The organism is Methanolobus sediminis (assembly GCF_031312595.1).
GTDB lineage: Archaea > Halobacteriota > Methanosarcinia > Methanosarcinales > Methanosarcinaceae > Methanolobus > Methanolobus sediminis.
Genome location: NZ_CP133592.1, coordinates 174,438 through 197,938 on the forward strand (window position 1 = coordinate 174,438; position 23,501 = coordinate 197,938).

Below are 23,501 nucleotides of genomic sequence, written 5' to 3' on the forward strand. Positions count from 1 at the left end.
TGAATCCTTTTTGAACTTATCCCAGAGCTTGCCTTAATTTACCCATTTTTGTAATAGATGAGCAAAACAGTTGTGATACTTCCTCATCCATATGATCCCCCGTCTTGAGAAGCTCAGGCTGCATCATTTCCAGAAGAATATTATATGAAGGGTCAGGACTTGCCTCAATATCCAGAATATCTTCCAGTATCTCAATATCTTTATTGACCTCTTTCAAGCATGCTTCTGAAAGGAAGCGGGATGCAACATTGAGATTCAGGTATCGTGATGCGAGATCAAGATCGCCCTTTAGAGATGAATAATATTTAGTAAGTAACTTATCAAAAGCTTTTTCTCCAAGTTCCCTTCTGGTATCTTCAAGAGCAAGGCCAGTGCCTATGAACTCCGGTGGCAGGCCTATGGAATAAAGAGCACCCGTGAATTTAATAGCCCTTGGCAGATTCAGGCCTTCGGCCGGCATGCTGCTTTTAAGTTCTTTTGCAATGTCACTGCGACAAAGACATGTTATGCCGGAGATATCCAGAGCAGTCCTGGAATATCCATTCCTGCCCTTGTTCAGCAAACGGTCCCGTTGCTGTGGAAGTAGTTCAGCGATCCTGTTCACTGTCAGGGCCAGTTCTCCGAGAATTCTATTATATCTTGCTCCGAATATCCCCATGATATTAACCATTTCTTCTTTCTCTTCGACTGAATATATGTCGGGTATCTCCGGAAGTCTTTCTTTTGCAAGTTTTACCAGAGCTTTTGCATCCCCTTTATCGTTGTCATGTCGGATAGCTGACTGAAGAGTAATGGTCCCTATGCCCTTATACTCATTGAAGAAATTTTCTGCATTCTTCAGATCAAGATGCCCTCTGAAAGGAAGGGATCCTGCTCCCAGGATAACACCCGTCCTTGTGTCGATCTCAGTGTTCAATTCCGCAATTGAATTGATGGCATATTTACATGAAAGCGCACTTACAACATGACCAAAAGATAAAGCTGAGTCAGACTTTCCCAGGAAGACCCTGAACTTTTCAGGAGCCGTTCCAAAATGCTCATCCCAGGAAAGTATAGTTTCCTTTGTCAGTTCCTTTGCATGCAGCAGTGCAGGAGCATCCTCTATTAGAGGAACAATGCGTGGAACATCCATTGATGAACCAAACTCTTTTTTTGCAAGATCACTTACATCAACCATGTGCTGTTGGGCTTCAATGATCTCCCTGACAGATTCAGTCATCGGATGTACGAATTCATCAATAGCCTGCACATCCGAATATTCAAGTGCCATCTGGTTAGCCTCGGCAATGGACATCATAACCATTAGTTGCCTGAATCGATTTTCCTGAACTGCACTCGGAGCCCTGGGAGTGATAAAAAAGTCTTGACCCGGAACAAGATCCGTTTCTTCTATGAATTTTGATACTATCTGGACATTCTGATGATAAGGTGTCGCCTTACCTTCATAATCCGGCATATATTCATCACAGCCGAATATGGTTGCAGCCTCCAGAGCTTCTTCAGGCTCTTCCTGTGTTGAGACGTACTTTGATGCAGTGTCCGGGTGCTGGGTGCACATTATTTTTGGATGATCGTTATTCTTGTTCATAGACTATATCCTCTCTGGCACATGAACCATTTTCAAATTGCTCAGACCTTAAAGAGCAATTCTGAACCCAGGTATTGTAAACCTTTCACAATTGTAAACGCGCCAGTCAGTAACTGGTTTTCATACATATAAGTATTCCTCCCCGAAGGACGAAACAACAAGAAAATACATGTACAGACACTTAGTTCTGAATATAACACCAGTATAATGAAGAATTATTAGAGACCTTATAATCAGATGAGATGATATGATCAGGAAAGTATTGTAAACCTCTCATATAAAAGGATAAAAAACTGGCTCGGTAGAAATCCTATAATTCAAGCGATTATGGGAGTAAATAATTTTTCAATATGTTGCTCAAAGTCGTGATTCTTTTTGCCAAATTTTTGCTATAGATAGTGATTTCAATAGTTTTTCTACAGAGCCGTTCATTTTTACCTTAAAATGGATGCAATTTCCAGCAAATTACACCCGACTTTACCCGTTGAACCCTTATTTTTATAAGAATAATGCTCATCCATCAAATTCTATTAAGCTATTTTTGGGTATTTTTTGCTTGAAAACAAAATGAAATCGATTTAAGAGGCTATTTAGAAGATTCGGCAATGCTGTCAAATTCTTTGTCCAAAAAATGGGCAAAAATCAGAAAAAACAAAATCTAGTGACTTATGTGGTATTGTCAAATTGATGGCAAAAAATGGAAAAATTTATAAAAATAAGCATGAAGAAAGAGAATATGCTAGCAATCAATTAGAGGAAAAAAGATACACATAGATTAATTAGAATCGAAACTAAAAAGAGAGATTCAGTTGCTCAAAAATAAAACTGTCAAAATGGGGTTAAAATATGTTATCTTTAGTCTATATATGTAGTAGCATTTAATAAGGCATATATAGTTTAAACAACTCCATTTTTATGAATAGCCATTTAAAAAAACTGGCTCTTTAATTGAGATAATTTGTTTGTATTGCATAGAATATGAAAGACTCTGGCAAGTCTGGATGAACAAAACTTGAAACTAAAAGTGATTTATCTAAATTCATATTCTATTATTACATAATTTTATCAAGGAAGTTCGTGTCAAAAGCAGTTTTGGTGGGTGGAAATCTAATGGTAACAATGACAATTATTTTTCTCATTTTTTTATTAATCGTTGGACTTGTAATTGGTTTTTTGCAATTTGAATTTGTAGACAAAAAAATGAATGGTCTGGAAGAATGGTTCCATTCAAAAAATTTAGAAACTGATAAAGAAGATATTAGTTTTTTTTCACTTCAGAATTTTGTCGGGCTAAGTTCTTCTTTTATACTCAAAATATTTGAACGAATCAATAATGTAACTGATGTCCGACTAAAAAAGGCGTTGAAAATCGATTCATTATTGATCTTAAGTTCAATAAGTGCAGCAGCAATTTATTATTTTGTGCACTTAATGTTAACAATTACTCAGATTGTACCTGCCTATGTCCTAGCAATTCTATTGGCATTTTCATTGGGGCCAATAATAGGATTCACAAAAATAGAGTTTGCAGAGTCAATCATTTTTCGTATTGAAAATTGGTTATTTGGAAAAAAAGCAGAATACGAAACCAGAGATATTAATTATTTTTCCCGTGATAAACTCCTCCAAATTGTCTCTTATAGTGTTATCAAAGTCTTTAAGCTCATTGATAACATTCAGGATCGTCGATTGAAGGCTGGCCTTAAACTGGATTCAGTTTTTCTTGTTGTGTTAACTATATCAGGTGTTGTACTTACAACTGTATCTGTAATTGTTTTTGTAGTGATTTTGGTATTAACTCTGTACCTTATAGGTGAATTACTTGAAATGTGGTATCGTCACCAAAAGGGTTTGCCTCTGTTTCCAAGAAAAGATACTGAATATTATGAAGTTAAAACCAGTTTTTGGGACAAGTTCACAGGCAAAGATAGAAAAACAGTTTACAATATGGAAGGAAACAAGGTCGCAGACGTTAGTACCGGGTTTTGGGATGAGACATTTGGAATAGACAGGCAGACTATAAAAGATGCAGAAGGAAACAAGGTTGGAGATATTAGTACCGGGTTTTGGGATAAGACATTTGGAATAGACAGGCAGATCATAAAAGATGCAGAAGGAAACAAGGTTGGAGACATTAGTACCGGGTTATGGGATGAGACATTTGGAAACGACAGAAAGATTATACGAGATGCAGAAGGAAACGAGGTAGGAGATATAATCCCGACTCATACGGATGATAAAATAGTGAGCATTAAAAAAAATGATGAAGAAGAGGTTTTGTAGAAATCCTCTTAATTCAAACGATTTGGCAAGTCAATAAAACTTCTATATGTTGCTTAGAATCGTGAGTATTTTTGCATAAATTGTACTATAGATAGTGATTTCAATAGGTTTTTTACAGAGCCAAAAAATTAAGAGCAAATTTTCTAAAAAAGACTAAAAACCTGCCATTATCAACAGAAGGCAGGTTTTTAACTATATATCAATTCAACTCGATCAATTCAATCTTTCAGATAGTCCGAGCACACGACCACGGATACACCTGATCTTGTAGCGATCTCACAGAGACCATTGATAGCTTCGGAATACTGGTCACTGTCGACAGGCACTCCTTTACAGATAGTTGCCTGTAAAAGGTCATCATCCACATAGATGCAATGAGTTCCGTGCATCGAGAGACGGTCATAACTGGCCTTTGCCTCCTCTTTTTTGTCAGCAGGATATGTGATGACCCTGGCCTTTACAGATTTGCATGCCTTATCAGGAGAGACCTGTTTGCATCTGGTGATCATACCGGCAGCAGCCGTCTGGTTGGTATGCGGGTCGATGACTATGAACGAACCCGTGGACCTGTTCTCGGAATAGATATCAGCAAATATAGGACTTTTCAATTCAAGCTTTACCTTTCCGATACCATTCAGGTTCAGTACCTCCGATGACCTCATACTAATGTCATCAGGATCGAACTCATGCATCACTTCCTCGAAACTTCCTTTCACCGTGCTTGTGGTATGCTTGATAAGATAATCCTTACCTATCTCCATTGGGGCACTGTCCATCCAGACCACATTGGCCTCAAGGCTTCCGGTGATCACAGGAAGGTCATCCACTTTGGCTATCGTATCGCCACGGCTTATATCAATGTCATCCTCAAGACAGATAGTCACTGCCATGGGAGCAAAGGCATAATCAAGGTCCCCGTCAAAAGTGACGATCCTTGAGACCGTGCTCGTCTTTCCTGAAGGGAGCACTCTTACCTTATCGCCCTTATGGACAACACCTGAAGCTATAGTACCACAATAACCACGGAAATCATCGCCTCCGCCCCAGTTGACATACTGGACAGGGAACCTGAGGTCATTCAGGTTACGCCCGCCAGAGACATTTACATTCTCAAGGTAATCAAGAAGCGTTGAACCCTTATACCAGGGCATGTTCTCGCTCCTGTCAATGACATTGTCACCTTTAAGGGCGCTTATGGGTATGTAGTAGATCGATTCTTCAGATAACTTGTCGGCAAATGAATTGAACTCACTTACGATATTCTCGAACACCTCTTCCGAATAGTCAACAAGGTCCATCTTATTGACAGCCACAACGAAATTGCGGATACCCAGAAGGGATGATATGAACGAATGCCTCTTTGTCTGCGTGACAACCCCGTTCCTGGCATCAATAAGGATCAGTGCAAGGGATGCATTGGATGCACCTGTGGCCATGTTCCTTGTATATTGCTCATGTCCGGGAGTATCGGCAATGATGAAGCGCCTTTTTGGGGTCGAGAAGAACCTGTAAGCTACATCGATAGTGATACCCTGTTCCCTTTCAGACTTCAGACCATCGGTCACAAGAGAATAATCTATCTCCTGGTTCCTGTGGGCCATCGAGAATGTCTTTATCACACTCAACTGGTCCTCGAATATGGATTTTGAATCATAGAGCAATCGGCCTATGAGGGTTGACTTACCGTCATCCACGCTACCTGCAGTGGCAAAGCGTAAGAGGTCGATATTCTGGTTCTGTTCGATGAGAGAGTCGGAACTCAAAAGTATCCCTCCTTCTTCTTTTGTTCCATGGAACTATCCTGGTCGTGGTCGATCACCCTCGTGATACGCTCGGAATGACGGGAAACCATCATCTCCTCGATGATCTTCGGCAGAGTGTCCGCATCTGACCTTACAGCACCTGTACAATAATGGCACCCAAGTGTCCTGAAACGGCACATAACATCTTTTATCTCTCCCTCGTGCTCGTCCGTATAGACAGGTATCAACTGGCCATTCTTCTCAATGACAGGTCTTTCCTTTGCAAAGTAGAGAGGAACGATATCGATATTCTCATGATAGATATAGGTCCAGATATCAAGCTCTGTCCAGTTGGATAGCGGGAAAACCCTTATGGATTCTCCAGGGTCTATCTTAGAGTTGAAGAGGTTCCAGAGTTCTGGTTTCTGGTTCTTTGGATTCCACTGTCCATGTTTATCCCTGAAAGAGTAGATACGCTCCTTTGCCCTTGATTTTTCTTCATCTCTGCGTGCACCACCAAAAGCTGCATCGTAGCCACCTTCCTTAAGTGCATCAAGAAGCGCTTTTGTTTTCAGGTCAGCACAGCATTTTACAGTACCAACTGTGAGAGGATTAACCCCTCTTTTAAGGGCCTCCTCGTTCCTGTGAACCCTAAGGTCAAGGTTATGTTTCTTTGTATACTGGTCCCTGAAATCGTACATTTCAGGGAACTTGTACCCGGTATCGATATGCAACAGCGGGAAAGGTACTTTTTTCGGATAGAAGGCCTTAATAGCAAGATGGGTCATTACCGATGAATCCTTGCCTACCGAATATAGCATCACAGGGTTATCAAATTCAGCAGCAACTTCCCTGATAATGTTTATGCTTTCAGCTTCAAGTGTTTTGAGGTTCGAAAGCCTGTATGATTCTTCCGCAGTAGTCATCCCGACCCTCCGTTAGTGATAATAGATAATTTCAATGACATTTTTTATTGATCCTTAATATATGATATTCCAGGTCTTATTATCAGACCTGGGGTTTTATGTTTCCTAAATGCAGACCGCATTCTTTCTTTGTGGCCTCTTCCCACCACCAGCGACCTTCGCGTTCATGCTGTCCCGGCAGGACCGGTCTGGTACACGGTTCGCAGCCGATACTGACGTATCCTTTTTCATGAAGCTCATTATAAGGGACATTGTTTTCCCGGATATAATCCCATACCTGTTTTGATGTCCAGTTTGCAAGAGGATTGAATTTTATAAGCTGTCCGTCCCCGAATACCGGGTCCACTTCTACAACAGGAATTTCAGCACGAGTATTTGGGCTCTGGTCCTTTCGCTGTCCTGTTATCCATGCAGACCTTGTGCTCAGTGAACGCCTGAGAGGATCGACCTTCCTGACAGCACAACACTCACCATGTCCGTCTGTGTAGAAGGAGAACATACCTTTTTTCAGTACTAATTCCTCGGTCTTCTCCCTGTTTGCGAAGAAGATCTCTAGCGGAATATTGTAATGATTTCGCACAACATCGAAAAACCGGTAGGTTTCAGGGTGAAGACGACCTGTATCCAGGGAGAATACACTTACCTCCGGAACTATCTTTGTTGCCATATCAATGAGTACAACGTCCTCGGCACCGCTAAATGCAATTGTTATACCGGTTCCAAATCTGTTGATGGCGTACTCAAGGATCTCCTGTGGAGAACTGGCCTTATAGCTTTCAGCTAATTGGCCTATCTCTTTTTTTAGATCCGCATGTTTTTCAGTCATGATTTGATTTCCTGGTGATTATATAAGATGTAAATATGTGAACGAAACCATATAATAGTGGGGTCCAAATATTCCTTTAACGCTTATACAGGAAGCAGTTCATTCAAGCACAAAGGTCCTGAACTTTTCAAAACCAATACGCTGTATGGTATCTCCGAAACGCTCCCCGGGGGTTGCTTCCTTTTTAAAGAACTCGATAGACCTTTCGATTACCCTGAAGAGTGTATCTTCATCTACAAGTTCTGTAAGTTTGACACCAAATCTCGGATATCTGCCGACCTTGCCGCCGACATAGATTGTATATCCTTCTTTTGATACTGCCCATGCATCCTTCGGACATATCAGACGGCACTGGCCACACAGGATACATTTTTCCCTGTCATAATCCAGGGTCTTACCCTCAACACGGATAGCATCGGCAGGACATGCGGTCTGACAGAGCTTACAATAGGTACATTTATCCTCTACCCATTCAGGCTCAAGTCCTCCCATTACACCGAAATCATTTTCCTGTGCTTTCATACATGAAGAAGGACAGCCGGTTACACCGAACTTGAACTTGCCCGGAAGCTCCATGGCAAAATATTTGTCATCTATCTTCTTTGCAATGTCCTCTGAATCGATAAGTCCTCTTGGGCAGATACGATTACCCTGACATGCAACTATACCTCGGACCCTTGGACCGCAGGTACCCTGACGGACACCCCTTTCCTCAAGTTCGTCAAGGAGAGCATCTGCATCCTCAAATGGGATATAGGATATCTCAAGTCCCTGACGTGCGGTTATGTGTACTTCGCCTTTTCCATACTTTTCTGAAGCATCGGCAAGTGCACGAAGCTGCTCAGCGCTTAGCTGGCCGCCCACGATCCGAAGCCTGATGGAGAAGAGGTCTTCATCATGCTGCTTCTGGTGAAGGAAACCGCCCTGTTTCAGCCTGTCATAGTTGATTGTCTTTTCACCCATGTATTATCAAATACAGTTTCTCAGTTTCAGATATATAGGTATATAAAAAGGCAAATGTTGCATCTTCCTGCCCAATTTTGTGGTAATTTTGGCCCCATTCTCCAGTGCTATATAACAGGCTTGCTTTCACTTATCGGATTACTACATTGGAAATAATGAAAACGTCTGAAATCTGAAAAAGGAGAGAATAGTAAAATGATCATAGCGCTGGCTGCAATTGTATCTGCAATATTTATGGGAATTAACGTTGGAGGAAATAATGCAGCCGCTTCCATGGGAGCAGCGTATGGTGCAAAGGCCCGTACCAAAAGCCAGGCTGTGATCCTGATAGCCATATTCTCCCTTTTAGGAGCAGTGATCAGCGGTGGTGATGTTGTCAGGACACTTGGGGAAGGTATAATCCCGGGTAATACAATAACACTTATGGCCGCTGTCATCGCAATATCCGCTGCTGCCCTTAGTCTTTTCATAGGTAACATCCTGAGGGTACCGGTCTCAGCTAGTCAGTCAGCTGTCGGATCGATCGTAGGGATAGGAATATTCTTCGGTGTACTTGATACAGATCTGCTCTCGCACATAATCGGCTGGTGGGTGGTCACACCTGTACTCGCTTTTGCACTTGCTTTTATTTGTGGCAAGTTCATCCACCCGAAACTTGTGCTCTGGCTCATGGACCACGAGTCCGAAGAAAAGATACGTAGCATCATTGGAAAGCTTCTTACGGCTTCAGGATGTTACGTGGCATACTCCGCTGGTGCCAATAATGCTGCAAGTGCTGTTGGTCCGCTTGTAGGAGCAGGGTTCTTCGACCAGACCACAGGAACTATCATAGGTGGCCTGACACTTGGAGTAGGCGCTCTTATTATAGGTGGAAGGATACTCCAGACGGTGGGTGATGATATCACCGAGCTCTGTATCATCCGTGCGATCTTCATCGAGGTCATAGCAGCTATTATAGTTCATGGTGCATCACATGCAGGCATACCGGTCTCACTGGGACAGATAGTACCTGCAGCCATTATTGGCATAGGATGTGCTAATGAAGGATTCAACACAGTGAAGAACAAGACAGTTAAACGTATATTCCTCATGTGGATCACTTCACCACTTATAGCAGGCCTTATAGCATACATTGCTATGAAGGTCATTTCCTGAAAGAATGAGAAAGATTAGTGAAAAAAGAATTGATCAAAACGGTTTTAATGATTTTTCTAAAAATAAAACAAAAATAAGGAAAATTCAGGCCTTTTTTATGTGCACTTTCCATGTATCTTTGTCTTCCTGATCGATCCCAAGTATCGTATGTCCCTCATCCTTTACGCTTTTTGGAACGCTTGATGCCGCTGATTCAGAGCTGAATATCACTGTCAGCTGTTCACCGCTTTTCAGTCCTTCCATATAGAGTTTTGTTTTTACGAAAGTAAGAGGGCAGACCTCCCCTTTCAGATCGAGTTCAATTGAGCTATGTTCCATATTGTTTACCTTTTTTTGGTTTTGTATAGGAATGATTGCCTTTTGCATCATATAATGACTGATATAAGGGCAAAATTGACCTTTAACTGACAGGCAATTAGAATAGATGTTGAACATTACGATATTGATATTACCCACTTTGTCCGAAAAATATGATTTTTGTCCAAAAAATAATTTGTTGTTAATCAACTCATATTCAATTAAATTATTTGTAAAAGGAGAAGATGTATCGAGATTTGATATAGATGGGATTACATTACCAATTATAATCTCGGTAATTATCATTTTGTCGACTTAGTAGAAACAACTTTAGGAAAAGCCCAGCTAAGACAGCGATCAATGAAAATATCATTCCAGTGACTATTGAAGGTGCTATACCCCACAATGCATTACCTAAATAATACACCATAAAAAGAATCCCCAGAACATATCCAACTGAAAAAATTGCACGGTCTAATAACCCCAACAATACACCTTGGAGAAATCCTGCAATTGTCAATATAAATATTGCAGATCCATAAGATGACATAACTGATTGTGATGCTTCGGACACAGGGAGAGCATTATTAAGTGCGTTCATTATCATATTTCCGACAAAGACATACAATTCAACTCCAAGAACACTAGCACCAATACCAAATCCTGTGATTAATAAACCTATTTGGATTCTAATATCTTCGAGAATATCTTCCATATTTAATTCACCATTATTCAAGATTCAGCAATTTTCATCATTTCATCTATTTTTGATGCAATACTTTCATTGTCGCCAGTTTTTAACAATTCATACCACTCATCATTGTTGAATTCATCAGGAAATATGCTCATATAACCAAGACGTGTTTCACCATTTGCAATCGATACTACAAATTGCAATTGGTTTATTATAATATGGAGAAAATTGAGTTGTGACCAATCTATTGGTTCTACTGAAAGAGTTAATACTTCTTTTGCAATTGTTGTAGTTGCATGGATCTCAGGATCTCTTTTGTATCTCGAATATTTTTTGCCTCGTGCAACCGTGATTGCAAAGTAATCAAATTCGTTATCTGGTTGTTTCAACCATTTTGCAATAGTCCCAATTCGACTTTTACCAGATAGTTCTTTTCCAGTCCCAAGCATGTAAATTATACTCATGAAATATTCAAATACCATTCTACTGGATATTATCAACCATTGTCTACTTTCCGCAAATAATAACTGTTCATGTATCCATTTATCATCGATTGATAATCGTTCGCGTGGTTGTACAGATTGATAAGTGTATTTTATTTGCAAAAGCATGCCAAATACCTTATAGGCAAGTTTTCGCTGCATATTTCCATCTAGTTGTTTAGCCATCGTCGTGCCCATAACGGAAGATACCCAATTTATATGTACTTGTTTTGAAATCTCACATGGGCAATATAATGCAAGAATCTGATCCATTCGTTGTACTAACTCATCCAGATTAAGATTTTCAATTTCCTGTTTTGTTAATATGTTCATATCACCTTGACAGCAGGTATAACCTCGCTTTAGTTCTTCATTTGACAAATAAATCACTCACACAAATAAGCTGCACATACGAGTTCTTTAGTAAATGGTCGATATTTATAAAGATATTTATTAATATCAATCAATAGTAATACAAATATATATGAATTTTGTTTTAATTAAGTATCCAAGTGGTGCCATTTTATCGAAAAATATCCTTTTTGTCCTAAAAATCATGTAGCTGTCCGAAAAGTACTCTATTTATCGGACAAAGCGGGTATTACCAATAGATATTTATAACATACATACAATTCACAATTGTTAATTCACAATCGTGAAATTGCTGTCTGAAAAACGACAGAACTCAAAAAATAATAAGGAGCAATTTAAATGAGGGATCGCTTTTGTTGATACTTACCGAGAAAAAGTAAAGATAAACACGAATAACAAGGAAAGAAAAGACAGTGATATTAAAAAAACCATAGAAGGGCTTCCACCTTCTGCAAAGCTTGTCTTTAAAGTCCTCGAGTATGGCGGACTCCTTACACAAAAGGAGATAGCCGAACAAAGTTACCTGCCTCCCAGAACCATCAGATACGCGCTTGCCAGATTGAAGGATGAGGATTTCCTGCAGGAAAAGTTCTATTTCAAGGATGCAAGGCAAAGTCTCTATTGCCTGAAAAATATACCTGGCACCGGGAATAAACCAATGGGTAATACCCCTGGAATGGAACAGAAGACAATCAACATGAGTGCAGATAACTACGAAATAGCAGTTATGTAAGACCAGTCATAGAAAATATGACTGAACTGATTAACAACTTGTCCATAGCGGGAAAAGCCAGGAATATGGTATACAACATGTACCTGTTCCAACAGCTTATTCCCGCTTCCCTAGCACTACTTCTTTTATTTAAGACTTGATCTGGCAGTGAATACTGAAACGCTGTCTATGCTATTTATTCTATAAGGAATGGAAATCAGATATATGCCGAGTTCATTATTCCATATCCAAACCCTCTGATCATGAAATAATCAAAACCTTTTTAAAATATTGATATTTTTTAGTGCACTAAAGCACATTTTAGTTCATTGAAGGAGGAGAATAATACTTGGTGTTGATACACAATATTTTAACTGAGGTTTACTTCAAACCCCATTATGTGGCTGAAAGGAGGAAAAACTAATGCCATTGCCTTATCTTTATTTGATAGTTTCTGTTATCGTTATGCTTGGAATAACTTTCTTTTTCGTGTTGAGGCGGGACCATGATTAACCAAATACTTCTTGTTTTGTATGTAATAGGTATTCTGCTGTTATCAATTAAACTCAAGCAGGGAACTTTTTCAGGATTTGTGATATCTGACCGTAACATCACACATCCCGCGGTTATCGGTATTGCATATATGGCAGCATATTTCAGTGCGGCCTCATTCCTCGGTGGCGGCGGGTACGGACTTGTTGCAGGACTACCATGGGTAATATGGGCAGTGTTCTTCCACGTCGCATTTGCATGTATAGCTTTTCTGGTTGCACCTAGAATATGGGCAGCTTCACAGAAATACGATGCAAAAACAGTACCACAACTTCTGGAACGCCGCTACAATTCACAAAAAGGAAAGGTACTCCTTGCAGCAATAATGCTCTTGATGTATACCGTTTACTTGGTTGCGATCTTTAAAGGATGCGCAAATCTTTTCCAGGGACTTCTCGGAGTAACCTATGTCCAGGGTCTTATAATAGCTGTGATAATTGTTGCTCTTTACTACGTGATAGGTGGACTGCCAGCCATTCTCTGGATCAGTTTCCTCCAGGGACTTATCATGCTCGTTGGTGCCGTATTCCTTTACGGCGGACTTATATCAAGCGGTGGCGGTGCTGATATCTGGAGCAGTATCCCGGCAGACATACTGAATATGGGTGGTGCTATGGTTCCGTGGCAAAAGACATTTGGAACTGCCTTTGCAATAAGTCTCGGGCTGCTGGCACTTCCTGACCTGCTTATCATGCTGTTCTCAGCGAAGGATAAGAGAGTCGTGCGCTTTGCAGGAATATATGGACCAATTTCCATCACAATATACGCTCTTTGTATCTTCTCACTGGGAATTCTGGCATACGGAGCTTTCAGTCAGGAACAACTTGCACCTTATATCGCAAACCCTGACGGACTTGTGCCATTCCTTGCAACTTCACTGCTTCCTACAGGATTTGACAGCATTGTGCTGCTTGCAGCTATCTCAGCCGCAATGTCTACAATGAGTGCAATTGTACTTGTCACAACAACATCCCTTACCTCAGATATACTGAAATACTTCAAACCTGAAACAACAGACGATAAGATACTCAAGATAACAAGAATAGTCGGAGTTGTGATCATCATTGTCTCTGCTTTCTTCGCAATAGATGTACCACAACTCATCGTGCCTCTGGTTTCCGTAAGTATGGGAGTTATCGCATGCTGTGTCTTCGTACCCCTTTTCTTCGGACTATACTGGAAACGTGGTACATCAACAGGATTCATTGCAAGCCTCGTTGCAAGTTTCGGTTCAATTGTCCTGTGGCAGCTCTTTGGTAACCCGCTTATCCATCCGGTTTTCATCGGACTGATATGCGGAATCGTGGCTTATCTTGGTGGCAGTCTTGCAAGTCCTGCACCTGCAACAGACAATTAATTAACTTAATGATTTGAAACTATGCGGAGAATTGCTCCGCAACGTCTTTTTTTATACATTATTGTAGCTAGCTTGAAAGTTCATCACAAAAACAGTTTTAAGTCTTTAAATCTATGAAAATATCAGGTGTTCTGATTTGAAGAATGTAATAAGCAAAAGTTTCGAGATTAAGGACTATATGCTTGATGACACTGTAATGAATGGTTTCTGGATGAATCTCATAGACAGGGAAAAACTAACCACGGAAGTTGTTTATTCTTCAGTTGATGCCGAAGGCTTCAGCTTAGAGGATACGAAAAGACTTGTCACAGAGATTACAGAAAAATGCGATCATTTCAAAACCCAGCTTCCTGAGAATATAAACTGTGAAGTTGTCTTTAAAGACTTTAATGATCTGAAGTATTCAGCAAACGATAACGAGATTCAGTTTGATTCAAAAGAGCTGGATGAAATAAGAGTTGTCTACCGCTTCTGTGTCGGATACCACATCTGACATTGTAATTTGATTTTGAAAAAGTAATTAAAAGGGCAAGATTGCCCTTTCTTGTGTTTCCTTGTTCTTATTTCTGTTTTCTGCTTACAAAAACCGCAAGTGAGACAAACACAATTCCTGCAAGAGCAGTGAATCCAGAAGTATCAGGCTTTTTTTCTAATAAAATCCTCACCCAGCACACTTTCTGCAAGCAGCACCGAAACATCCTTTATTTTCATTTCCTCGTTCTTTGACTCGCAGGCACCTGACATGTGATGCACACAGAAAGGACAGTATGAAGCAAGCATGTCAGCCTTATCCTTGTAACTCTGCACTGTCAGCATAGCAATGTCATTTGCAATATCCGGGAAGTTTGGTTTCAGACCGGCAGGTCCTCCACAGCATACCTGTTTGCCGTCAAAGAGTTCCTTGATTTCCACACCCATGCTTGTAAGGATACTTCGCGGGACATCCTTTGTTTCTCTCAGCGGACATGCGTCCCTCACAGCAACAGTAAGGTCAAGTTTCTGCGGTTTCAGGATGCCTTTATCGATCATATCCTTAAAGATATTCAGGGAATGTTCAACCTCAAAGTTCAGTTCACGGTAAAGTTTCGGATAATCATGACTGAGAACAAGATAGCATCCAGGACATGAAGCTATAACCTTCTTCACTCCCAGTGACTCAATGTAATCCACAAACTTCTTTGCATGCTCAGCAGCCTGCTCAAAATGGCCACTATCAATAAGGAAAAGTCCGCAGCATTTCTCCTCTTTCAGCATCATGGGTCTTATTCCTGCATGATTGAGCAGGCGGATAGTGGCTCTGGCAACCTCTTGCTGACTATATGATACCCAACAGCCTGCCATGTAAGCGATCTCGGAACTTTCGGCAAGGTCAAGGTCATCAGTAACCCAGTCAAATCTCTTTGAGGGATCCTTGGCTCCGGGACTGTTGTGCTTGATGATGTTATTTGAGATAGCTGTGGTCTTTGCAGGCTCTCTACCCTGTTCTGCCAGAAGTTGTCTCTCGTACTGAATAATATCGGTTATGGGAATATTCACCGGACACACATCATCACATGCACCGCAGCGTGATGAAAGATAGATGTTGTCGTACTCTTCCTGCGTAAGTTCTTCACCTGCAACTACCTTTGCCAGAGACTCGATCTTACCCTGCGGTGTGTAGATGTTGCCTTCTGTAACCTTATTAACAGGACAAACATCCCAACATTTCTTACAGTCGATACAATAACTTACTTCAAGCTCGAATTTCTGCATCATTTCACCATTTGTTCCATTCATTATCCCAGTAATCTTTCTCCCTGTTCTCATCCGAAGGTGCTTTAATTTCCTCTGGATAAGGATACAGGAACCTGTCCTTATAAGAATTCTTGCCAAAAGCCCTGAAGGAAATCATTCTGAGAATTTCAATAACAGCATCCCAGCTAATTCTGTTGTCTGCATAGCGTCTTAGCATTTCCTCAAAGAAAGAACTTTCATTGATGTCTTTACCATCAGAAATTAAGAACATCTTCTTTGCGGTTTCAATTTTCAGATATTCAGAACCCGGTCTTCTCAGTATTTCCTTCAGAAGAGACCCATACTCTTCAAATACCTGATCTGCTTTCCCGGAACCTGTAAGCAATCCGGACATTTTTTCAAAAAGCTCCGGATTGCAGGACATAAATAGAAAACTGTTCTTTCTGTGAAAATCCAGCAGTGAATCTACGGATGCATTGGATTTTATATTTCTGAAATCTGCAAAAGCATAGATACTTGTCAGGAAATGATGCCTTATGCTTGCATTAAGCAGCCTTTCACTTTCTTCCATGGGATAACCACGATATCGATTTATAACATGTCCGGCAAAAAATCCTGCAGACCTGTCAACAACAGGGGACATTTGCATCCTGGCATAGACCTTCACATTTCCAAGACCCATACTCGGGGAAAGTCCTTTGAAAATAAAACCGTCAACCTCTCCCAATTCATCAAGAAAGCTTTCAGCAAAAGCATTCATCTTTTCTGTAAGATCCAGACCTGTGCCTGGCTGCACAAGTCTGTATTTATCATTCATTCTGATAATCCTAAGAGGAGCTCTGGGAACACCAAGACCAATTTCAACCTCGGGACAGACTATTTTCATATCTGCAAATTGCATTAGGTTCCGGACAATAGGAGAACTTACCTTCTGTCCATTAAATCGAACCTTGTCAAATTCAAGGCACCTGCTTACCAGAAGTACCGGTCTTGGAAACTCTTCCATGTCAACAATATTGTAACTGATGGATTATAATTATGACCTTGAACTCTGACCTTTTCCCTTCTTTTTAGCCTTGCCACGTTTTTTCTTTTCATCCATTACAGCAAAAGATTCCAGTAACACTACCATGAAATCCCATATCTTCCTGATGGAAGGAATGTGAAGACATTCATCAGGAGAATGCGGATTTTTTATAGTAGGTCCGAAGGATATCATATCAATGTTCTCAAACTTTGAACCTATAACAGCACATTCCAGACCTGCATGTATTACCTCTATCTTTGCTTTTTTAGTAAAAACAGACGAATAAATTTCCATGCAGCGTTTCAGTAAAGGAGAAGACATATCCGGCTGCCACGGTGGATAACCTGAATTATGTTCATAATCTGCACCGTATTTCTTTGCTATATTTTCTATTGATGAAGTGAGAGCTGCAAGCCCTGAGTCAACGGAACTACGCTGGCTTGAGATAACTACAAGTTTTCCGTCTTTGATGTTGATCGTAGCGAGATTACTTGAGGTTTCAACAAGTCCTTCTATGTCAGCTGACATTGAAGCAACTCCATGTGGAAGCTCCTGCAAAAGTCCGATGATCCGGGATGAAGTTTCAGGACCTATTGATTCCATTGTTTCTTTTTGCAAATCAAAAGAAGGAGAAGAACATCCTTCAATTCTAATAGCAAGCCCGGTTTCGATCTCAGAATAATCTGACTTCATTTCACTTTCAAGATCAGATATGAGTTTAGATAATTCTTCTTGCTTATTAGCCAAAACAGCTACTATAGCCTGAGCATAACGGGGAATTGCATTATGAGCAGAACCACCTTTTATATCTACAATTCTAATATCCATCCTGTCAGCAATTGAGTTTAATGCTCCTGCAATCAGTTTATTGGCATTTGCACGACCTTCATGGATATCCACACCTGAATGACCACCCGCAAGACCATTAACCACCAGGTTGAAAGTTATCATGTTTTCAGGCAGAGGTGAAAGATCAACTGGCATGGTGATTGTAGTATTAAGTCCTCCTGCACACCCGACTGTGAATACACCCTCATCCTCGGAATCCACATTAAGCAATATTTCCCCGGAGATAAAATCATGTGTAAGGGCATTGGCTCCGGTAAGCCCGGTTTCCTCGTCCACCGTAAAGAGAAGTTCAAGTGGAGGGTGTTTTAAGCCTTTGTCTTCTGCCAGTGCAAGCGCAATGGCAATTGCTATACCGTTATCAGCTCCCAGAGTTGTACCCTGTGCTCTGAGCCACTCACCATCCACTACAGGAACTATGTAATCCTTACTGAAATCGTGATCGATGTCCTGTGTCTTCTCACAAACCATGTCCATGTGTCCCTGGACAACAATTGAAGGCAGGTACTCACATCCTTTTGAACCCGCAACTCCGATAACAATATTATTCACACTATCGAACTTTACACTAAAACCATGATGTAATGCCCACTGTTTAAGCCACATGGCTATTTTTTCCTCATTCTTGGAGCATCTGGGAATACTACTGACTTCCCTGAAATGTGAAAGTATTCGTTCTGTGATCTCGTCCATGTGTCTTACCTGCCTTTCTGCTATTTTCCCATTCGGTTATTCTGCAATTTATACTGAAATAATTCTCATCGTTCATACAATAAACTGCCTGCTCTGTATAAAATATATCACACAACAATGATAAGAACCATCTTGAGAATCTCATTCTATAGAAAATACACAAATATAAGATGAAATGAGGAACTAACATGAGCTATCATGATACTATCAGTGTTATCTTAGGCGATATCGTAGAGCAGGAAGTTGATGCAATAGTGAATGCAGCCAACAATTCTCTGCTTGGAGGAGGAGGCGTTGACGGTGCCATCCACCATGCAGCAGGTCCAGAACTCCTAAAGGAATGCCGGACCCTTGGCGGGTGCCCTACTGGCGAGGCAAAGATCACTGAAGGATACCTTCTACCTGCTAAATGGGTTATACACACTGTCGGCCCTATATGGAACGGAGGACATAACCGGGAGGATGAACTTCTTGTTAATGCTTACAGGAATTCGCTTCTGCTTGCAGAAGAATATGATATCAAAAGTATCGCATTCCCGGGAATTAGTATCGGAGCCTATGGTTTCCCGGTTAGCAGAGCATCAGTACTGGCAGTGAGGACTATTCTTGAACACATGGAAACCGGTGGGTCACTTGAAGATATCAGGCTTATCTGTTTTAATAATGAAGCCTATCATTTTTATTCAAATGCCCTTGAGCTCACTGTACCAGACATATACAGTAATGAATAAATTGTAGAGGCCATGCCTCATCATAATAAGGATTAGCATATCCCTTCCAAGAGATATGTTTTTATATTATGATTTCCAGGTAAACACATAATAAGTTTGGTTATAACACAAAAAAATCAGACTTAAAGAGCCGTGCAGGCTTGAAGCTTATCGTGTGGTACGATAGGTTGGTTGGTTGGTTGATAAAAATTAGTGGTTGGTGGTGCTGGAATTTTCCGGCAAGCAGACCCGTAGAACAGGATTCCCTACAATTAAAAACAAGAAAGGGCTGTTATCAGCATCTTCAAAAAACAAATATGGAAATCCTGTTCAGGGCGCTCTCTTTTATTACAATTTTGCGATTCCACTATTTGGGTTCATTCATAAGTCATTTATTCGAAAATTGCATACTAATTATCCATGAGTCTGCTTATTGTTAAGAACATCACCAGGGAAGGACCCGGGATACTGGAAAAAATACTGAAGGAAAACGACATTGATTTCCATATTGCAGACCTTGATGCAGGAGACAAAGTTCTGGAGCCTGACAATTACTCTGCAGTTATCGTCTGTGGCGGACCTGACAGTGCCAATGACAAAACCCGAAAGATGGAACAAGAACTTGCAATGATAAAAAAGGCAATCGAACTTGAAATTCCTTATCTTGGGATATGTCTTGGAATGCAGACACTTGCTAAATCCCAGGGTGCTGTTGTTCGCAAAAACGACGTAAGGGAAATAGGATTCAGAGATAAGGATGGAGAATATTATTCAGTTAATATTGAAGATAAATGGATAAATGATCCTCTGTTCAAAGATCTTGGAAATCTCGTAAAGATATTCCATCTGCACGGTGAAACTGTGGATCTGAGTGATAATATTGAACTGCTGGCTACTGGAAAATACTGCAAAAACCAGATAATCAAAGTAGGTAGCAATGCTTATGGGATTCAGGGTCATTTTGAGCTTACACCTGAAATGTTTGAAGTCTGGCTGGATAACGACCCTGAACTTATGGAACTTGACAAGACCATGCTTTTAGAGGATTTTGATGAGCTTGCTGAGGAATACAGGAACAATGGTTACACATTTTTCAGCAATTTCCTTAAAATAGCAGGCTTACTCTGACCCTGCAGGAAAATCAAAACTTTTTAGTATCAGTCAGGAAAATAGCAAAGCATGAGAATTCCCCAGAGGCTGGAAACCGGTCGTCTCGTCATTCGAAGATACACGGAAGATGATCTGGAAGAGTTACATCAATTCCTGAATAATAAGGATGTTATCGGTTTAACCGACATGCCATCGAATACGAGTCAGGAAGAAACAGAAGCTTTTCTCCAAATGCTCCTAAAGTCATATTATAGCGAGGAACCAGTAGCTGCAATGGCGATCTGCCTGAAGGAAAACGGAAAGGTGATCGGTTCCTGTGGATTTGCTGCAGTAGAATTCTCAAAGAACACACAGATATATTATGCACTTAAACCGGATTTCAGGAACAATGGATATGCTACCGAAGCCATGGAAAAATTGATTGAATACATGATACTTGTTTTTGATATTGACAGGATCTGCATTTATTGTCCTCCTGATAATATTGCATCCATGAACCTTGCAAAAAGAATCGGCATGGAACAGCATGGCACTATTCACGTAAAAAACATGGATTTCAAATATTTTTTACTGACACGGGAAATGTACCTTAACAGTAATTAGTGATACAAATCCTTTTTATTCCAGACGCTACACTATTGATGTGCAAGCATGCACAATACATAGGCGCTGCATATCAAAAACATTTTTATGCAATAAAAAAGCACCACGTAGTATATGTGGTTGGATATATTATTAAAGACTATATTAATTGTTGTTTTGATAACTACACCCATAGTTACAGCAGAATACAACTATGAAGAAGTAAGAACGATAATCTACGAAGCCGGGGTAGAGGTAAAACCCGGTTTAACTGAAGATCTTGTATGGTATGTCGGAGATGAGGAGCATTCCGGAGTAGTGGGATTCTGGGAAAATGGTCGTCTGACAGCTGAAATGAAGACTCTGGATTACTGGGACACGGATGATCCGATGATCATGATGACAGGGGAAACGACAGATCAGTTTGGTTTCACTATCAGTTATGCTTCATTCACAGCTCCAACTCCCGGAGGAGATCAGGTTTATGTAGACATTACGGGTTATGACATTCCTTTGTCTGAAATTGAGCCGGTAGCCGATTCTATTTTACTCAGACTTATAGAGGAATCAGCAGCAAGTGGAGCAATTTCAGTATCTGTGAATACAATATACATTGAATCAGAAATCTATGGTGAAGTCGTTGAAGCTATAAAAGATATCAGGCCCGGTTTCAATGATGACGGATACTGGTATGTTGGTGATGATGAACATGCAGGTGTAGTCGCCTATTCAGAACTGGTCCTGGGACCTGAAATGAAAAATCCAGATTACTGGAATATCAATGAACGAATGATGATGTCTGAAAATCCAGACATGATAATAAGTAGTGATATTACGTTTGATGCCCCGACACCCTATGGAACCAGAGTTTATGTCACTGTTGATGGCTATAATGTTCCACTCTCGGAGATACAGCCAGTAGCAGAGGTCATCTATAATACGCTTGTAGAGCGATCCTTTGAAAGTGGTGCTATTGGTGACGGAGTAGCAGGAGATACAGTCACACAGGATGCTTCCATAGGAACTTCAATTGGAGCTATAGAAAGCGATTCCCTGCAGGACACTATCCCTGATGATATTCCGACGGTTACAGATAATGGGGTCGAATCTGATGAAGATTCTACAGATGATGATAATCTCGAAGACAAGCTTGCTGAGATAGATGAACTGTTTTCATTATATGATGAACTGTTAGAAAAAGGACTTCTCGAATATGAAAAGGAAATGGATGTCGATTACATTGGAAAACAGGACATCGAAGATCTTCAGAACATCCAGATGAATTATATTCTTCCTGAGGAATTCGTAGAATCAATACAGGAACAGGCTATAATCATCGACATGCTTAGGTCTGAAAGCTCCGAAGACATAGACAAACTTGATGAAATAGATACAGACGAAGAGCAAGATATCGAGACTAATAGAGCTATTATCAAAGATGTTTTTGGAAATGATTTTAACTTTGATGCCGGAAGCTCTGTAAGTGTTGGAAGCGGACCGGAGTATGAAGGCAAGGAAAAGGTTGCTGAAAAACTCAGCGAGAACCTATACCTTGATGCACTGGACAATACCAGAAAGGAAAGCATGGAGAAGTTGAAGACCGGACACGAAGCAGCATCTTTCTTTTTGGATAGTTATGGAGACTCAAAAATAGCAAAGAACTTTGAGAAAATAGACAAGATCAACAGTTTCAAAGAAGAGATAGACAAGTACTATGGTGCCTACAAGGACACAAAGAAGCTAAGTGAAATGAAAGGAGCTTCAGGCACATCTGCAAAAGCTCTGTATGCCCTTGCAAAAAGCGGCCAGGAGGTAGCAGATAAAATACCTGTGGTTGGTGACCTGATCAAAACAGAATTAGAAGCTGTTGAAAAGATAGTAATGGTTATTCCTGAACTTGATGATGCTATAAACAGCGGTGCAAGACAGGGAGTTATAACAAATGGTCCGATCGGAACTTCCACACCTAATGCATTCCTGAGTTCTTACGGAAAAGTAACACAGACAGATGATGGACCATCTTATTCTTTGCCTTATACCGATGAGAACGGAGAAGAGCATGAGATAAGTCCGGACCAATGGGTGAAGGTCACAACAAAGACCGGAACTTATTACATACCAACAGATGAATGGGAGAATCCTATTGGCGATATTGCCCTGAAAGACTCTGGCAGCAGCTGGAAACCATGGAAATGGGATAACTGTCAGATTGTCAAGCGTAGCAATCCCGGAATAACCTACAATAACGGGGAGGAATACGACCTATGAAGAAAAGAACAATTGCAATTATAGGAATAGTATTGTTGTTCCTCCTGTTCTCAGGCGGGGACGATGACAGTTCGTCTAGTGCTGAATGGGATTCAATGGTATCAGACAGTTATGATGTTGACAGGGCCGCAAGCATGTCAATTTATGAATCCCTTGCTTTCCAGGGAATTGATTATTCTGTAGTTGAAGTCACTGAAGAGCACGTACTTGTCAAATATGACCAGCCACCAGTAAAATCAGACACAGATGCACTCTTTATCTGGTTCTATATCATGGGAGTTGCAGCTGAGACAGCGCCTGATACTGATGAGGTTATCATCGAGATGTATGATGGAACTGAAGAGCTGTATGAGGTTACTGTGCAGACATCAGACATTCAGGACTATCTGGATTCCTACACAACCCTTGATGAGTTCAAGACAAAGGTGAACGTCAGGGCAGTAATGTAAGCAAAAAATGAAATGATGGATATAAACGGGGTTTTCCATCATTTCTATTACATTTTATTCTTTTCTGCAAATGCAATATTAAAAAAGGAAACTGATAAACTAATGCCTTAATGAAAACATCGAAACCTGTAGA

21 protein-coding genes are annotated in these 23,501 nt (G+C 40.5%); 10 read left to right on the plus strand and 11 right to left on the minus strand.

The genetic code is table 11. The annotated features are described in order from the left end of the window. Window positions 1-16: 16 nt before the first annotated feature. Window positions 17-1,588, minus strand: a complete 1,572-nt coding sequence (ppcA, locus tag RE474_RS00840; protein WP_309311103.1) for a phosphoenolpyruvate carboxylase — start codon at window positions 1,586-1,588, stop codon at window positions 17-19. 1,110 nt (window positions 1,589-2,698) lie between these two features. Here ppcA and RE474_RS00845 point away from each other — a divergent pair. Beyond that, window positions 2,699-3,871: a hypothetical protein gene (locus tag RE474_RS00845; protein WP_309311104.1), complete on the plus strand. Its 1,173-nt coding sequence runs from the start codon at window positions 2,699-2,701 to the stop codon at window positions 3,869-3,871. 218 nt (window positions 3,872-4,089) lie between these two features. On the opposite strand, the gene cysN is transcribed toward RE474_RS00845, so the two are convergent. The 4 genes from cysN to RE474_RS00865 form a co-directional block, all read right to left on the minus strand. Then, window positions 4,090-5,634 (minus strand): sulfate adenylyltransferase subunit CysN, encoded by a 1,545-nt coding sequence (gene cysN, locus RE474_RS00850; protein WP_309311105.1) that lies wholly within the window; start codon window positions 5,632-5,634, stop codon window positions 4,090-4,092. Then, window positions 5,631-6,539, minus strand: a complete 909-nt coding sequence (gene cysD, locus RE474_RS00855; protein WP_309311106.1) for a sulfate adenylyltransferase subunit CysD — start codon at window positions 6,537-6,539, stop codon at window positions 5,631-5,633. Before cysD ends, cysN begins: the two co-directional genes overlap by 4 nt. An 82-nt stretch (window positions 6,540-6,621) precedes the next feature. Then, complete coding sequence (locus tag RE474_RS00860) at window positions 6,622-7,365, minus strand: phosphoadenylyl-sulfate reductase (RefSeq protein ID WP_309311107.1); 744 nt, start codon at window positions 7,363-7,365, stop codon at window positions 6,622-6,624. A 99-nt stretch (window positions 7,366-7,464) separates the two neighbouring features. After that, the gene (locus tag RE474_RS00865) at window positions 7,465-8,328 is read right to left on the minus strand and encodes a ferredoxin-like domain-containing protein (protein ID WP_309311108.1); all 864 of its coding nucleotides are present in this window, start codon (window positions 8,326-8,328) and stop codon (window positions 7,465-7,467) included. A 195-nt stretch (window positions 8,329-8,523) separates the two neighbouring features. Here RE474_RS00865 and RE474_RS00870 point away from each other — a divergent pair, with 195 nt between their 5' ends. Next, complete coding sequence (locus tag RE474_RS00870; RefSeq protein WP_309311109.1) at window positions 8,524-9,483, plus strand: inorganic phosphate transporter; 960 nt, start codon at window positions 8,524-8,526, stop codon at window positions 9,481-9,483. A gap of 84 nt (window positions 9,484-9,567) precedes the next feature. On the opposite strand, the gene RE474_RS00875 is transcribed toward RE474_RS00870, so the two are convergent. The 3 genes from RE474_RS00875 to RE474_RS00885 all read right to left on the minus strand — a co-directional run bounded on the left by RE474_RS00875 (window position 9,568) and on the right by RE474_RS00885 (window position 11,337). Then, window positions 9,568-9,801 (minus strand): sulfurtransferase TusA family protein, encoded by a 234-nt coding sequence (locus RE474_RS00875; RefSeq protein ID WP_309311110.1) that lies wholly within the window; start codon window positions 9,799-9,801, stop codon window positions 9,568-9,570. Window positions 9,802-10,057: 256 nt separating this feature from the next. After that, window positions 10,058-10,495: a hypothetical protein gene (locus RE474_RS00880; RefSeq protein WP_309311111.1), complete on the minus strand. Its 438-nt coding sequence runs from the start codon at window positions 10,493-10,495 to the stop codon at window positions 10,058-10,060. A 17-nt stretch (window positions 10,496-10,512) separates the two neighbouring features. Next, window positions 10,513-11,337 (minus strand): hypothetical protein, encoded by an 825-nt coding sequence (locus tag RE474_RS00885; protein ID WP_309311112.1) that lies wholly within the window; start codon window positions 11,335-11,337, stop codon window positions 10,513-10,515. Window positions 11,338-11,887: 550 nt separating this feature from the next. On the opposite strand from RE474_RS00885, the gene RE474_RS00890 reads away from it, so the two are divergent. The 3 genes from RE474_RS00890 to RE474_RS00900 all read left to right on the plus strand — a co-directional run bounded on the left by RE474_RS00890 (window position 11,888) and on the right by RE474_RS00900 (window position 14,442). Beyond that, entirely contained in the window at window positions 11,888-12,061 is a 174-nt protein-coding gene (locus tag RE474_RS00890; RefSeq protein WP_309311113.1) for a hypothetical protein, read from the plus strand. A 484-nt stretch (window positions 12,062-12,545) separates the two neighbouring features. Further along, window positions 12,546-13,949, plus strand: a complete 1,404-nt coding sequence (locus tag RE474_RS00895) for a sodium:solute symporter family protein (protein WP_309311114.1) — start codon at window positions 12,546-12,548, stop codon at window positions 13,947-13,949. Window positions 13,950-14,085: 136 nt separating this feature from the next. Continuing rightward, window positions 14,086-14,442, plus strand: a complete 357-nt coding sequence (locus tag RE474_RS00900) for a hypothetical protein (RefSeq protein ID WP_309311115.1) — start codon at window positions 14,086-14,088, stop codon at window positions 14,440-14,442. A gap of 143 nt (window positions 14,443-14,585) precedes the next feature. Here the strand turns inward: RE474_RS00900 and RE474_RS00905 are convergent, their stop codons facing one another. The 3 genes from RE474_RS00905 to RE474_RS00915 are packed head-to-tail and all read right to left on the minus strand — an operon-like array spanning window position 14,586 to window position 18,249. Beyond that, window positions 14,586-15,725, minus strand: coding sequence for a (Fe-S)-binding protein (locus tag RE474_RS00905; RefSeq protein WP_309311116.1), 1,140 nt, complete (start codon window positions 15,723-15,725; stop codon window positions 14,586-14,588). Further along, on the minus strand, window positions 15,706-16,689 hold the full coding sequence (locus tag RE474_RS00910; protein ID WP_309311117.1) for a YbgA family protein: 984 nt from the start codon (window positions 16,687-16,689) through the stop codon (window positions 15,706-15,708). The genes RE474_RS00905 and RE474_RS00910 overlap by 20 nt, the downstream gene beginning before the upstream one ends. Before the next feature lie 30 nt (window positions 16,690-16,719). Further along, window positions 16,720-18,249, minus strand: coding sequence for an aminoacyl-histidine dipeptidase (locus RE474_RS00915; protein ID WP_309311118.1), 1,530 nt, complete (start codon window positions 18,247-18,249; stop codon window positions 16,720-16,722). A gap of 188 nt (window positions 18,250-18,437) precedes the next feature. Here RE474_RS00915 and RE474_RS00920 point away from each other — a divergent pair, with 188 nt between their 5' ends. The 5 genes from RE474_RS00920 to RE474_RS00940 all read left to right on the plus strand — a co-directional run bounded on the left by RE474_RS00920 (window position 18,438) and on the right by RE474_RS00940 (window position 23,368). After that, entirely contained in the window at window positions 18,438-18,980 is a 543-nt protein-coding gene (locus RE474_RS00920) for an O-acetyl-ADP-ribose deacetylase (RefSeq protein WP_309311119.1), read from the plus strand. 399 nt (window positions 18,981-19,379) lie between these two features. Further along, complete coding sequence (locus RE474_RS00925; protein WP_309311120.1) at window positions 19,380-20,087, plus strand: type 1 glutamine amidotransferase; 708 nt, start codon at window positions 19,380-19,382, stop codon at window positions 20,085-20,087. A gap of 51 nt (window positions 20,088-20,138) precedes the next feature. Beyond that, entirely contained in the window at window positions 20,139-20,672 is a 534-nt protein-coding gene (locus RE474_RS00930; RefSeq protein ID WP_309311121.1) for a GNAT family N-acetyltransferase, read from the plus strand. Between the two features lie 120 nt (window positions 20,673-20,792). Continuing rightward, window positions 20,793-22,919, plus strand: coding sequence for a hypothetical protein (locus RE474_RS00935; protein ID WP_309311122.1), 2,127 nt, complete (start codon window positions 20,793-20,795; stop codon window positions 22,917-22,919). Next, a complete protein-coding gene (locus RE474_RS00940; protein WP_309311123.1) occupies window positions 22,916-23,368 on the plus strand; it encodes a hypothetical protein in 453 nt (150 codons plus the stop codon). The genes RE474_RS00935 and RE474_RS00940 overlap by 4 nt, the downstream gene beginning before the upstream one ends. The last annotated feature ends 133 nt before the right edge of the window (window positions 23,369-23,501 follow it).

What these genes read in the sequence shown, in the direction of transcription:
- ppcA (WP_309311103.1), bottom strand. Translation starts at nt 1,588, where the DNA reads ATGAACAAGAATAACGATCATCCAAAAATAATGTGCACCCAGCACCCG.
- RE474_RS00845 (WP_309311104.1), top strand. Translation starts at nt 2,699, where the DNA reads ATGGTAACAATGACAATTATTTTTCTCATTTTTTTATTAATCGTTGGA.
- cysD (WP_309311106.1), bottom strand. Translation starts at nt 6,539, where the DNA reads ATGACTACTGCGGAAGAATCATACAGGCTTTCGAACCTCAAAACACTT.
- RE474_RS00860 (WP_309311107.1), bottom strand. Translation starts at nt 7,365, where the DNA reads ATGACTGAAAAACATGCGGATCTAAAAAAAGAGATAGGCCAATTAGCT.
- RE474_RS00865 (WP_309311108.1), bottom strand. Translation starts at nt 8,328, where the DNA reads ATGGGTGAAAAGACAATCAACTATGACAGGCTGAAACAGGGCGGTTTC.
- RE474_RS00870 (WP_309311109.1), top strand. Translation starts at nt 8,524, where the DNA reads ATGATCATAGCGCTGGCTGCAATTGTATCTGCAATATTTATGGGAATT.
- RE474_RS00875 (WP_309311110.1), bottom strand. Translation starts at nt 9,801, where the DNA reads ATGGAACATAGCTCAATTGAACTCGATCTGAAAGGGGAGGTCTGCCCT.
- RE474_RS00880 (WP_309311111.1), bottom strand. Translation starts at nt 10,495, where the DNA reads ATGGAAGATATTCTCGAAGATATTAGAATCCAAATAGGTTTATTAATC.
- RE474_RS00895 (WP_309311114.1), top strand. Translation starts at nt 12,546, where the DNA reads ATGATTAACCAAATACTTCTTGTTTTGTATGTAATAGGTATTCTGCTG.
- RE474_RS00905 (WP_309311116.1), bottom strand. Translation starts at nt 15,725, where the DNA reads ATGAATGGAACAAATGGTGAAATGATGCAGAAATTCGAGCTTGAAGTA.
- RE474_RS00910 (WP_309311117.1), bottom strand. Translation starts at nt 16,689, where the DNA reads ATGGAAGAGTTTCCAAGACCGGTACTTCTGGTAAGCAGGTGCCTTGAA.
- RE474_RS00915 (WP_309311118.1), bottom strand. Translation starts at nt 18,249, where the DNA reads ATGGACGAGATCACAGAACGAATACTTTCACATTTCAGGGAAGTCAGT.
- RE474_RS00920 (WP_309311119.1), top strand. Translation starts at nt 18,438, where the DNA reads ATGAGCTATCATGATACTATCAGTGTTATCTTAGGCGATATCGTAGAG.
- RE474_RS00925 (WP_309311120.1), top strand. Translation starts at nt 19,380, where the DNA reads ATGAGTCTGCTTATTGTTAAGAACATCACCAGGGAAGGACCCGGGATA.
- RE474_RS00930 (WP_309311121.1), top strand. Translation starts at nt 20,139, where the DNA reads ATGAGAATTCCCCAGAGGCTGGAAACCGGTCGTCTCGTCATTCGAAGA.
- RE474_RS00940 (WP_309311123.1), top strand. Translation starts at nt 22,916, where the DNA reads ATGAAGAAAAGAACAATTGCAATTATAGGAATAGTATTGTTGTTCCTC.